Origin of the sequence: Streptococcus sp. DTU_2020_1001019_1_SI_AUS_MUR_006 (assembly GCF_032340315.1) — a bacterium.
GTDB lineage: Bacteria > Bacillota > Bacilli > Lactobacillales > Streptococcaceae > Streptococcus.
In genome coordinates this window covers 871,899-884,271 of the sequence record NZ_CP135436.1, presented here as the reverse complement: position 1 = coordinate 884,271, position 12,373 = coordinate 871,899, and the positions used below count along the sequence as shown (strand labels likewise).

The window sequence follows — 12,373 nt, the reverse complement described above, 5'->3', positions numbered from 1 at the left end:
CTAGAAATATTTTTAGCAGTCGTAGTGTACGATTTTAGATTCAATCTACTGTATTATGGATTCAATCCACTATACAAAAAAGATACTTGGTAAAAAGAGCATTACAATCATGACCACCCGTCAAACGGGTGGTTTGTACCAGGGCTATAAGCCCAAATTACCAGCCAGCGCCTAAAGACGCTGGCTTTTACCTTGTTCAAGCTGACTCATCACCTGCCTCTTAAAGAGGCTTTAGTATTACTTACCACTATCCTTAAAGGGATCCTCATATTCTTTTACACTTAATTTATCTAGTGCTATATCATGCTGTACTCGCTCTCAAATTTTTATACTCGTGAAAAAATCATACACTGGATAATTTCTTTAATCTTGGATGTATTTCCTTACTGTGGCTTCATTAAGCCCTACTGTACTCACATAATAACCTTCCGCCCAGAAATGGCGATTCCCAAACTTGTACTTGAGGTTGGCGTGTTTGTCAAACATCATGAGTGCACTTTTACCTTTTAAATATCCCATAAAACTTGAAACACTTATCTTCGGTGGAATACTTACTAACATATGTACATGATCAGGCATTAAGTGTCCTTCGATAATCTCAACACCTTTATAACTACATAATCGGTGGAATATTTCTCCCAAACTACTTCGATATTGATTATAAATGATTTTTCGTCTATACTTAGGGGTGAACACAATGTGATATTTACACATCCACTTTGTGTGTGATAAACTATGTGCCTTTTGTGCCATATTTTTCTCCTTTCGCTTTACAATTGGCTTGAACACCTTTATTGTATCGCGTTTGGAGTTTTTTGGGTATAACCTTCGACGCGCACCCGCATAGCGGGTGGTTTATTTGTCTCGCACCTAACGGAGCGAGACGGACTGAAAGTCACATAATAAAAAAACGCATAATACCAGACTTGCAAAAAGTCTTGATATTATGCGTTTAATGTTGGAGAGTGCTATTAGCCTTTCTTTTCAAATTAACCTTTGGACTACCCTCGCCATTTTTTACTTTTATTTTACTTCAAATCCTTCAGCAACTGCGTCCGCAAAGTTTTCTTCTACGATGCTTGCACAGTGGTCACAGATGGTTGCGTTATAGCTACGTTCTGCTGTACTTGGATCGATACGACGGCAACGATCACATACTTCACCTGTAGCGCGTTCAACTGTAAAGGCCACATCTTCAAAGGCTACTGCACCTTCTGGAGCTGCACCTTCTTCGATAGTCAATTCTGAGACGATCAAAAGTTGAGCTACATTGCTATCAACAGCTCCAAGAAGAGTTGTCACGACTTCGTTTGGATAAACTGTCAAGTGAGCTTCAAGGGATTTACCGATGACTTTTTCATTACGAGCTTCTTCCAAGGCTTTTTGAGCTTGTCCACGGAAGTCCATGAAGGCTGCCCATGTGTCCAAGATTTCCTCTTGATTAGCAAATGTTTGAGCTTCTGGCAATTCTGACAATTGAACAAAGTCTTCGACTTCAAACTCAAGATATGACCAGATTTCTTCCGCAGTGTGAGGAAGGATTGGTGTCAAGAGTTTAGTGATTTTCACAAGGATATCATAGAAAACAGTCTGCATTTGACGGCGTTCCAATGATTTGGCACCTTCGATGTAGACAACGTCTTTGGCAAAGTCAAGGTAGAAGGCTGACAAGTCAACGTTGATAAAGTTCACTAGTGCTTTATAGATTGTCAAGAATTCAAAGTCAGCATAAGCATCACGAATTGTCTTCACAAGCTGGTTAAAACGAATGGTCATGTACTTATCAACTGAACGAAGTTCTTCGTAAGAAACTGTATCCTCAGCTGGATTAAAGTCAGATGTATTGGCAATCAAGAAACGAAGAGTGTTACGGATCTTACGGTAAGTTTCAGAAACTTGGCTCAAGATGTCCATAGAGATACGCACGTCATTGCTTGAGTCAACACTTGTTACCCAGAGACGCAAAATTTCCGCACCAAATTGTTTCTCAACGTCACTTGGAGCAATGGTATTTCCAAGAGATTTAGACATCTTCTCACCTTTACCGTCAAGGGCAAAACCTTGTGACAAGATTTGTTTGTATGGTGCTACACCATGGTTAGCTACAGATGTGATGAGTGATGAGTTGAACCAACCACGGTATTGGTCAGAACCTTCAAGGTAGAGGTCGGCTGGGTATTTGAGTTCTGGACGGTTAACCACGACCCCATTCCATGATGAACCTGAGTCGAACCAAACGTCCATGATATCTGTTTCTTTCTTGAACTCGCCATTTGGTGAACCTGGATGTGTAAATCCTTCTGGCAAGAGGTCTTTAGCATCACGTTCCCACCAGATGATTGAACCATGCTCTTCAAAAAGTTGAGCTACATGTTCAATCGTTTCAGCTGTCATGATTGGTGTGCCGTCTTCTGCGTAGAAGATTGGAAGAGGAACTCCCCAAGCACGTTGACGAGAGATGACCCAGTCACCACGGTCACGGATCATGTTGTAAAGACGGACTTTACCCCATTCTGAGTGGAATTTCACTTTTTCGATTTCATCCAAGATATCTTGACGGAATTTTGATACTGAAGCAAACCATTGTGGAACCGCACGCCAGATGATTGGTTTTTTCGTACGCCAGTCAAATGGGTATGAGTGAGAGATTTCTTCTTGAGCAAGAAGTAAATCACCAAGTTTTTCGATAACCGTTGGAACAACCTTGTCATAGAACTGACCTGCAAAATCAGGACCTGCATTTTCCATCATAAGTCCACGTTCATCAACAGTGACAAAGACTTCCAAGCCATTAGCAACACCGACATTGTAGTCATCCTCACCAAAACCAGGGGCTGTATGGACGATACCAGTACCAGAGTCTGTCGTAACGTGGTCACCAAGGATAACGAGTTCATCTACTGCAGTATCCCATGGGTGCTCTGTCACGATGTGGTTCAATTCTGAACCACGGTATGTTGCCAAGACTTGAACATCAGCCCAACCAAATTTCTCAGACAAGCTAGTCAATAATTCTGCAGCAACGACAAACTTACGAGCTTCACCTGCAGGTTGAACCAAGACGTAATCAATATCCGCTCCGACAGTCAAACCACGAGAAGCTGTAATAGTAAATGGAGTAGTTGTCCAGACAACGATATAAGTATCTGTATCTAGGACACCTTTTCCATCTTTTACCTTATTGGCATAGTAAAGAGAAGTTGAAACCAAGTCATGGTATTCAATCTCCGCTTCAGCAAGAGCCGACTCAGATGACCAAGACCAGTAAACTGGTTTTGCACCACGATAGATATAACCTTTGTTAGCCATCTCACCGAAGACACGGATTTGGGCCGCTTCATAGTCAGGAGTCAAAGTCACATATGGATTTTCCCAGTCACCAGAAACACCCAAGCGCTTGAAGTCTTCGCGTTGTTTATCTACTTGAGAAAGAGCGTATTCACGGCAAAGTTTCAAGTACTCAACCAAGTCCATTTCTTTGCGTTTAACACCTTGTTTTGCCAAGACTTGCTCGATTGGCAGACCATGTGTATCCCAACCTGGGATATATGGCGCGTAGAATCCTGACATAGACTTAGAACGAACAATGATATCTTTTGAAATCTTGTTCATAGCATGACCAACGTGGATATTTCCGTTAGCGTACGGAGGTCCATCATGAAGAGTGAAGTGAGGTTTCCCTTCATTCAACTCTTGACGACGTTGATACAATTTTGCTTCTTCCCACTCTTTTTGCCATACTGGCTCTTTTGTAGGAAGGCCTGCACGCATTGGGAAGTCAGTTTTCCCAAGATTTAAAGTTTCTTTGAGTTTCATGATATCTCCTTTTTTATATAGACAAATTAAAAACCACGATTCGCTAAAAAGGACGAAAATCGTGGTACCACCTTTGTTCGGAAAAAGAACTAGTCTTTCTCCCTCTTTTCCCGTAACGTGGGCAACGTCAAATCCTACTAACTTCAGACTTGATAACTTGAGAGGATAATCTCATCAACAGGGATTGTAGGACTTCCACCATCTCCTACTCGCTGGAAATATGTTTGATTAGATCTTGTTCTCAGATTTTACAATTATAAATGTTGAGAAATTGTTATTCTGAATCCTCTTTAGACTCAGAACTCATTTCATTATTTACTAACGAAGATAAGTCAGATAAAGTTGATTCATCCTGTGCTTCCATCAATTCACGATTAGTTGCTTCTATACGTGCTTGGAGCTCAGCAACCTCTTCAGGTGAAAACTGACGAGTCAAATCATTGGATTCCTCCTCATGAAATGCTGAAATATTTTCCCCCAAAGCCTCTCTAACCACCTCTTTAAAGACTTCATCACTAGTTTGTAAATAAGTTGCTGTTGGACGTAAAATTTCTTCCCAATCAGATGAATCAACGATGGCCAATTGACTTTCAATTGTAGATTTCAAGCGTTGATGGAAGACGCGACTCTTATTCTTCAGTTCTTCTGTCTCAATCGCAACCTTCTTAGCATTATCAGTTGCTTGACGTAAAATTTCATTTGCCTTGTACTTAGCTTCATCAAGCAAACGTTGTGATTCCTGTTCAGCATGATGAATGATATTATGAGAGCGTTCAGTAGCTGCTTGTTTAACTCGCTCAGCAGTATCTTGAGCAATTAAAACAGACTGACTCAATGAATCTTTCATCTCATCAAAATAAGACAAACGCTCTTCTAAATTTCTAATTTGTTGCTCTTTATCATGGTTACTTCGAACCAATGTTTCATAGTCTCGAACTACAATATCGAGAAATTCATCAACTTCTTCAGGATCAAAACCTCTAAACTTAGTACTAAAGCTTTTATCCTTAATCTCTAACGATGTAATTGGCATATTTTCCCCTCACTTACTTAATAATAATTGTATTGTCAATTTCTTCTTATCCCTTTTTGTCTGACCATTTTCTCTCAGAACACTAATTCTTCCAAAACGTCTGACACTTACTAAATCACCAATCTTAACTTGATAATCAGATTTTTCAACCAGATGGTAATTTACCTGAACATATTTTCTTTCTAATAACTCAGCTGTCTGAGAGCGAGACAATTTCAGAACATTTGACAAGAAAGCATCCAAGCGCATACTCGGAACTAAAACTTCCTTTTCCTGATAATCACTCTCGGCTTCTACCAATTCTTCAAAGGATTTGACTTCAAGTTTGACAGGTAATCGAGCAATCTTTTGAATCCCATCTTGAAAGAGAGAAGTGAATTTTTGGTCCACAATGATTTGAGCTCTATTTTCTGTTACCAATATATCACCAAATAACTTGCGATCGATTCCCAGACGATTCAGAACAGTTCCTAAAATCTTGGAATGAGTCAATTGGTCAAACTTGCTAGAATAAACAATCTCAAGCAAGTCCATTTCAAAATCCGTCAAAGTCGGTATGAAATAATCTGGTGCAAGTAGTACACGACTATACTCGCTAGCTATAAAATCATTGCTAGAAAAAACTTTAATTCCTTGATGATTGCCCAATGTCTTTAAAATAAAGACCTGATGAGGGTTGATAAAGGGAGTTAAGATGGGAGCGTAGTGCTCCTCAACCTGCCTGAGCCACTCCAAACCTTTATCAATAAAAGGTATATCCTCGACTGAAAAATGCTGATAGATATCTTTTCTCATGCTAGTATATAAAGAAAACGAATGAGATAGTTTCCAACAAGATGAACCAAGATGACAGCCACCCAGACTGAAAAATCTAAACCACCAATACTTAGTGGCAAACGTCTCAGGGGTTGAAGAATCGGTTTGACTAAATTAGTCAACAAACGACCTGCTCTAGTCTCATAGGCAGTTGGAAACCAGGATAAGAGAGCAAACGCTACAAGTATCATAGAATAGATATCTGTAGCGTTTTGAATAAAGCGAACTAGAAATATCATTATCTCACTCGTTTTCTCTTCATATCGAAATCAAACTCTTCACCATGAGTTCCCTCAGGTAAACGAATATCTTCAATGTTAACCACAACTCCTACTGGTGTCAAAAGGTACATGGTATTTGCAACCTTTCTTAATTCACCAGCAAGTACATGACGAGCTCCATCTAAATAGTCTAGACAACGACGCGCTTGTACTTCAGTCATGTATTGGAAATCGATTAAAATACTTTCATTGCCTGCTAGTAAATCAACGATATCCGTTGCATCTTCGTAGCGACGAGGATAACGAACATCAATGGTTACCTTTTCTGTACTACGATGACTCTTCATCGCTAATTCTTGCTGACGAGCATGAAGGCGCGTAATATTTTTTTCCTTTGAATTCACTTGTGAAGGCTGAGGAAGTTGTTGAGCTTGTGGAAGTTCTTCCATGGGGGCAGAAACTGATGTTAGCGTTTTTTCAGGCTTTAATTCAGCAACGTTTGGTGCCACTTCTTCTCCATCTTCAGTGAAATAATCTATAAACTTTTCAAATTTATTTTTTAGTGACATGGTTATTTCCTACTTAAAAAATGCTGTGCCGATTCGAACGAAAGTTGAACCACATTGAATCGCTTCTTTGAAGTCTCGACTCATACCCATACTGAGTTCTGTCATCGGCATATTGGGGAGATGTTTTTCTTGAATGTTTTTTTGCAATTCTTGCGTTTCTTTAAATATCTCTAGTAACTCTTGACTAGTTGCTTCAAATGGAGCCATGGTCATCAGTCCCACATACTCAATCTGGTCTAATTCTGAAAGTTCTGGTAAGAGGGCTAACAATTCTTCTTTCGAAAAACCGTGCTTGCTCTCTTCCTTAGAAATATTTACTTGCAAAAAGCACTTAATCTTGTGGTCTGCTCGTTTTTGAATTTCCTGAGCTAGCTTTAAGGAATCTAAGGCATGAAAATAATCCACATAAGAAATCACTTCCTTGACTTTACGTCTCTGTAAGGTTCCAATCAAATGCCAGGTAAGATTCTTATCACTTAGAGCATGATACTTGTCAAGAAATTTATCAACACGGTTCTCACCAATGTGTTGCACCCCTTGCGAAACCAAAGCTGAGGCTGTTTCAACATCTACATATTTGGTCACCGCAATCACAGAAACCGAGTCGTTTTCACGACCAGCTTCCTGAACTGCATTCGATATCTGTTGAAAAACAAGGTTCGTATTTTCTTTTAAATTCATCTTCATTAATGATTTTTAAAGAATGGTGGTGTTTCCAACTCATCTTCATCCGTAGCTGCTGGAACTTCAAAACGTTCCACTGGAGAAACAACTGGCTCTCCTTGACGAACGATGGCATCGCGTCTCAAGTCCCAGTCACCAAAAGCTGATGTCTTTGGAGCTTCTTGACGGCGATAACTTGGAGTTGGAATTTCTGCTGTATCAGCCATATCAAAATTACGATCAAAAGTCTGCGCATGACTAGTTCGAGCAGGTTCACGGTGTGTTGCTTGGCGCGGTTGAGGAGTTACAACTTTCTCAACTTTATCCTGACGTACTCCTGTCGCAACAACCGTCACGCGGATTTCGTCTTTCATTGTCTCATCAATAGATGTTCCAAGCCAGATGTTAACGCCATGACCAGCTGCTTGGTTAACAATTTCTGATGCTTCTTCAGCTTCAATCAAAGTCAAGTCCAAACCACCAGTTACGTTGACAATAACATCCTCAGCTCCATCGATAGTTGTTTCAAGAAGTGGTGAGTAGATTGCTTTACGAGCAGCTTCTACAACACGTTCTTCACCGCTACCGATACCAATCCCCATAAGGGCATTACCTTTATTGGCCATAACAGTTTTAACGTCTGCAAAGTCCAAGTTGATCAAGCCAGGATTTGTAATCAAATCTGTAATCCCTTGCACACCTTGACGAAGAACGTTATCTGCTTCACTCAATGCTTCAAGAAGTGGAGTCTTCTTGTCAACGATTTCTAGCAAGTTGTTGTTTGAGATAATCAAGAGTGTATCAACATGCTCACGAAGTTCGTTAATCCCTTCGATAGCAAATTGTCCACGTTTGCTTCCTTCAAAACCAAATGGGCGAGTAACAACACCGACTGTTAAAGCACCAAGACTTTTTGCAATACGAGCGATAACTGGTGCAGCACCTGTACCAGAACCACCACCCATACCAGCAGTGATGAAGACCATATCAGCACCGCTGATCGCTTCTGTCAATACTTCTTCGCTTTCTTCTGCAGCTTTACGACCAACTTCAGGTTGACCTCCTGCACCAAGTCCACGAGTCAATTTAGGGCCGAGCTGGATAACTGTCTCAGCTTTTGTACTGCTCAAAGCTTGTACATCTGTGTTGGCTGCGATAAATTCAACGCCAGAAACGCCTTCGTCAACCATACGGTTGATGGCATTTCCACCACCACCGCCGACACCGATTACTTTAATTACTGCACCTTGTGCTGCTGCTGTATCAAATGAAAATGTCATATTTATATTCCTCTATTTTATTCGTCAAACATGCTTCCAATCAAGCTACGGAAACGATCTGTTAATTTACCTTTGCTCTTTTCTTCCGATTGAAGAGGAGCTACTGGTTCAACAGATTGGTTTGTTTCAGGCTCAGGTGTTGTCACTGTATTAAATACTGGTCGTGGAGAAACAGGTGAAACAGGTTGAGCTGAACTTCTAAAGTCAAGTGGCTGGTGGCTTAAAGCATTTTCCCCTCGAATTGCTCGCTGAGCTAGAACATTCACTTCAGTAAGGCTTCCAGCGAATTCTGACAAGCTAATGACATGGGCAAAAGCAGGATTACGAATCCCAACTTGATTTGGTACGAATAACTTAACACGGACTCCAAATACTTCTTGGGCCAATTCAACGACGCCTGGAAGGAGGGCATTTCCACCAATCAAAGCAATACCTCCTGGCAAGTCTAATAGGTGACGTCTTTCCAAATCTTGCTTAATTTGCTCAAAAATGTGCTTAAGTCTTGCCGAAATAATCTCAGCCAAGTATTCTTCGGTCACTTCAACTGGTTCAACTTCACCGATCACTTCAACTTGGAAAGTTTCTTTGCTTGCTAGCGGTGGATAAGCTTCACCATAGTTCAATTTTAGACCTTCTGCAATTTTCTTAGAAGTCTTAAGAACTTTTGAAATGTCTTTTGTGACATAATCGCCACCCTCTTGGTTAACATTTGTATATTGAAGTTCTTGATTGCGAATAGTGGCAACCGTCGTTTGGCCACCACCCATGTCGATAACAGTCGCACCAAACTCACGTTCACCTTCATTCAAGACAGAGTGAACCATTGCAAGAGGTGAAATAATCACGTTATCAACTTGAATGCCTACACGCTCTACAGTTTTACGAAGATTATGGAGAATCGTACGTGGGCCAGTGTACAAGAGACCGCGCATTTCCAAACGCACACCCATCATTCCGCGAGGATCACGAATTCCTTGGAATCCATCTACGACAAATTCCTCTGGAATAAAGGTGATAACTTCACGGTCTGGAGTCATACTTTTAGTCAAAGCTGATTTAACTACATTTTCAACATCTTGATCTGTAATTTCTCTTGTATCTGATGTCACCGGAATCATGCCCTGAGTTGGCTCAACTTGTAGCAAATTAGCTGGCAAACCAACGTTTACAGACTTGATTGAAATTCCTGCTTTTTCTTCTGCTTGAGAAATTGCAGACTTAATAGCAGTCGCTGCTGCTTCGATGTCAACGATAATCCCATCTTTGACACCTTTACTTTTGGCATTACTTACGCCAATTACATTTACTTCACCATTTACAAGCTCTGCAACCAACACTTTAATAGAGCTAGTTCCGATATCTAAGCCTGTAAAAAAACCATTCCTAGTCATTACACTGCGTCCTCTCTATCTTACCAGTTTCACACTTCTATTTTTAATAGCTACACCAAGGCATAACTACTCACAGAATATTATAACACAAAAAATACATTCGTGCTCGAATTTTCTAACATTTAACCAAGCTTTTTCTTGAATTTTTATAATTATCCGACGATTTCATCGGTGGGTAAATAAAAAGAAAACGGCTGGGCAAACGCCCCCTTAAAATAAGAAAACGCATAATATCAGATGTTCAAAAAACTTGATACTATGCGTTTTATAACGGAAAGATTTACTCAATTTTATCTTCAAATTGAGTTTTTAGCTCCTCCGCCTTTTTATAAAATCACTGGAAAATTGGTCCTATTTCCTGCGACTGTCCAAAAGAAAATTCTATAAATTTATTTCCTAGTGCGAGTGTCTATCACACATAGTTCGGATTCTCTAATAAAACCATTTCATCCTTTAGCATGAGTAATAAGTCACTAATCCTGAAATAGCTCTAGTTCAAAATATACTTTATAGCAATATTTCAGCATTTATTTTTTAAGGTCTTGCTTATAAAATTCTTTCAAGGCATCTTGCCAAGTTGGAATGACAAATCCAGTAGCTTTAGCTTTAGAAAGGCTCATTGTTGAGTTTAGCGGACGTTTAGCTTTGGCAGGGAATTGGCTTGAGTCTACTGGCTTGACTTCGACATCTGTATCCTTCAAAATTTCAATTGCAAAGTCGTACCAAGTTGTGTCTTCCGTCGCATCATTTGACAAATGATAATAACCAAATTCCTTGCGGTTTTCAGCTAGGTAGGTCATGAACTCAGCCAAGGTACGAGTCCAAGTCGGACGACCGTGCTGGTCATTTACAACTGTTAAAGTCTTATGATTTTTCGCAAGATTTTGCATGGTAAAAACGAAGTTTTTGCCATAATTTCCAAAAACCCAGGCAGTACGGATAATATAGAAGTTTGAAACGTGTTTTTCTACAAGCTCCTCTCCCATACGCTTAGTACGACCATATTCCGTTTGAGGATCTGGTTTGTCATCCACTTCCCACTCTTGTCCAACTGGTTTCTTACCGTCAAATACATAATCTGTAGAGATGTAGACTAGAGTTGCACCATGCTTTTCGGATGCTTTGGCGACATTTTCTGTCCCCGTAACATTGATGGCAAAGTCCAGTTCTTTTCCTTCATCCTCAGCTGCATCAACAGCTGTGTAGGCTGCACAATGGTAAACTAAAGTCGGTTTCACCTCTTCAAAAACTTTCTCCACCATTGCTGCATCGGTAATATCCATCTCAGCCACATCAATGTTGAAAGTGAATAGTAAATCATCGGTTTATCATAAACCGGTATCAGTTGTTTTGATGCAGCTCGAGTCAAAGGATATAAACGTGTCCCCGAACCACCCGCGAGAATAATTCCTTTCATAGTAGAGTACCTTTATTTGTTGTTGTACAATAATTAAATTGTTAAAAATGCAAGTTTCAGTAACCAAACTCATCCGTTACTACACTAAGTGCACGTTCAATAACCACATGCATGTCGTAGTATTTATAGTCTGCTAGACGCCCACAAAAGATAACCTTATCATTTTTGGCTGCTTCTTCTTGGTACTTAGCAAATATAGCATTATTTTTGTCGTCATTAATCGGATAGTATGGCTCATCCCCACGTTTCCAATCTGCTGGGTATTCGCGAGTAATGACTGTCTTCGGTTGTGTACCATACTCGAAGTGCTTATGCTCAATGATACGAGTAAAAGGAATCTCACGCTCTGTGTAGTTGACCACTGCATTTCCTTGATGGTTTTCCTCATCCAAGACTTCATGTTCAAAGCGAAGACTGCGATACTCCAACTCACCATGTTTGTAATCAAAGTACTGGTCAATCATTCCTGTAAAGACAACTTTTTCAGCTGAAGCTTCAAGTTCTTCACGATTAGCAAAGAAGTCAACACCAAGTTCTACTTCTACATCACCTAGCATGTTTTCAATGATGACGTTGTACCCACCGATTGGAATTCCTTGGTAACGGTCATTAAAGTAGTTATTATCAAAAGTCAATCGAACTGGAAGACGTTTGATGATAAATGGCGGAAGGTCTGTTGCAGAACGGCCCCATTGTTTTTCAGTGTATCCCTTGATCAACTTTTCGTAGATATCTGGACCAATCAACTTGATAGCTTGTTCTTCAAGGTTTTTAGGCTCAACATCTTTCATGTCAGCCGTTTGCTCGGCAATCTTATCCTTAACTTCTTGCGGAGTCTTGGTTCCCCACATAGCGTAGAATGTATTCATATTAAAGGGAAGATTGTATAGACTGTCCTTGTAGTTGGCTACTGGTGAGTTGATATAGTTATTAAACTCAGCAAACTGGTTGACATAGTCCCAAACTTTTTTGTTTGAAGTATGGAAAATGTGAGCACCGTACTTGTGAACGTTGATACCTTCAACATTTTCACAATAGATGTTTCCACCAATGTGATCACGCTTGTCAATCACTTTTACTTTTTTGCCACGTTTTGTGGCTTCGTGTGCAAAGATTGCCCCTGACAAACCTGCACCAACGATAAGATAATCGTACATTTTTTCTCCT

Annotated in this window: 9 protein-coding genes and 3 pseudogenes; all 12 read right to left on the bottom strand. The window is 40.1% G+C overall.

Going from position 1 to position 12,373, the window contains the following annotated elements:
- Positions 1-366: 366 nt before the first annotated feature.
- Positions 367-753 (bottom strand): annotated as a pseudogene (gene tnpA, locus RRU92_RS04445) (IS200/IS605 family transposase); the annotation flags it as partial.
- A 270-nt stretch (positions 754-1,023) separates the two neighbouring features.
- Positions 1,024-3,816 (bottom strand): isoleucine--tRNA ligase, encoded by a 2,793-nt coding sequence (gene ileS / locus RRU92_RS04440; protein ID WP_315640766.1) that lies wholly within the window; start codon positions 3,814-3,816, stop codon positions 1,024-1,026.
- A 274-nt stretch (positions 3,817-4,090) separates the two neighbouring features.
- Positions 4,091-4,849, bottom strand: a complete 759-nt coding sequence (locus tag RRU92_RS04435; protein ID WP_311522915.1) for a DivIVA domain-containing protein — start codon at positions 4,847-4,849, stop codon at positions 4,091-4,093.
- 9 nt (positions 4,850-4,858) lie between these two features.
- On the bottom strand, positions 4,859-5,644 hold the full coding sequence (locus RRU92_RS04430; protein ID WP_315640765.1) for an RNA-binding protein: 786 nt from the start codon (positions 5,642-5,644) through the stop codon (positions 4,859-4,861).
- Complete coding sequence (locus tag RRU92_RS04425; RefSeq protein WP_315640763.1) at positions 5,641-5,904, bottom strand: YggT family protein; 264 nt, start codon at positions 5,902-5,904, stop codon at positions 5,641-5,643. The genes RRU92_RS04430 and RRU92_RS04425 overlap by 4 nt, the downstream gene beginning before the upstream one ends.
- A complete protein-coding gene (locus RRU92_RS04420; protein ID WP_075231297.1) occupies positions 5,904-6,455 on the bottom strand; it encodes a cell division protein SepF in 552 nt (183 codons plus the stop codon). Before RRU92_RS04420 ends, RRU92_RS04425 begins: the two co-directional genes overlap by 1 nt.
- Positions 6,456-6,464: 9 nt before the next feature.
- Positions 6,465-7,136, bottom strand: coding sequence for a YggS family pyridoxal phosphate-dependent enzyme (locus RRU92_RS04415; protein ID WP_248035604.1), 672 nt, complete (start codon positions 7,134-7,136; stop codon positions 6,465-6,467).
- A gap of 5 nt (positions 7,137-7,141) precedes the next feature.
- A complete protein-coding gene (ftsZ, locus tag RRU92_RS04410; RefSeq protein ID WP_315640762.1) occupies positions 7,142-8,398 on the bottom strand; it encodes a cell division protein FtsZ in 1,257 nt (418 codons plus the stop codon).
- A gap of 17 nt (positions 8,399-8,415) precedes the next feature.
- The gene (gene ftsA / locus RRU92_RS04405) at positions 8,416-9,789 is read right to left on the bottom strand and encodes a cell division protein FtsA (protein ID WP_315640761.1); all 1,374 of its coding nucleotides are present in this window, start codon (positions 9,787-9,789) and stop codon (positions 8,416-8,418) included.
- Positions 9,790-10,316: 527 nt separating this feature from the next.
- Positions 10,317-11,087: pseudogene (rfbD, locus tag RRU92_RS04400) on the bottom strand (dTDP-4-dehydrorhamnose reductase); the annotation flags it as partial.
- A pseudogene (locus RRU92_RS04395) lies at positions 11,081-11,206 on the bottom strand (sugar phosphate nucleotidyltransferase); the annotation flags it as partial. The pseudogenes rfbD and RRU92_RS04395, both read right to left, overlap by 7 nt.
- A gap of 56 nt (positions 11,207-11,262) precedes the next feature.
- A complete protein-coding gene (gene glf / locus RRU92_RS04390; protein ID WP_315640759.1) occupies positions 11,263-12,363 on the bottom strand; it encodes a UDP-galactopyranose mutase in 1,101 nt (366 codons plus the stop codon).
- Positions 12,364-12,373 lie beyond the last annotated feature (10 nt).

Coding starts and splice junctions, on each gene's coding strand:
- RRU92_RS04415 (WP_248035604.1), bottom strand. CDS start 7,136: ATGAATTTAAAAGAAAATACGAACCTTGTTTTTCAACAGATATCGAAT.
- RRU92_RS04420 (WP_075231297.1), bottom strand. CDS start 6,455: ATGTCACTAAAAAATAAATTTGAAAAGTTTATAGATTATTTCACTGAA.
- ftsZ (WP_315640762.1), bottom strand. CDS start 8,398: ATGACATTTTCATTTGATACAGCAGCAGCACAAGGTGCAGTAATTAAA.
- glf (WP_315640759.1), bottom strand. CDS start 12,363: ATGTACGATTATCTTATCGTTGGTGCAGGTTTGTCAGGGGCAATCTTT.
- ileS (WP_315640766.1), bottom strand. CDS start 3,816: ATGAAACTCAAAGAAACTTTAAATCTTGGGAAAACTGACTTCCCAATG.
- RRU92_RS04435 (WP_311522915.1), bottom strand. CDS start 4,849: ATGCCAATTACATCGTTAGAGATTAAGGATAAAAGCTTTAGTACTAAG.
- RRU92_RS04425 (WP_315640763.1), bottom strand. CDS start 5,904: ATGATATTTCTAGTTCGCTTTATTCAAAACGCTACAGATATCTATTCT.
- RRU92_RS04430 (WP_315640765.1), bottom strand. CDS start 5,644: ATGAGAAAAGATATCTATCAGCATTTTTCAGTCGAGGATATACCTTTT.
- ftsA (WP_315640761.1), bottom strand. CDS start 9,789: ATGACTAGGAATGGTTTTTTTACAGGCTTAGATATCGGAACTAGCTCT.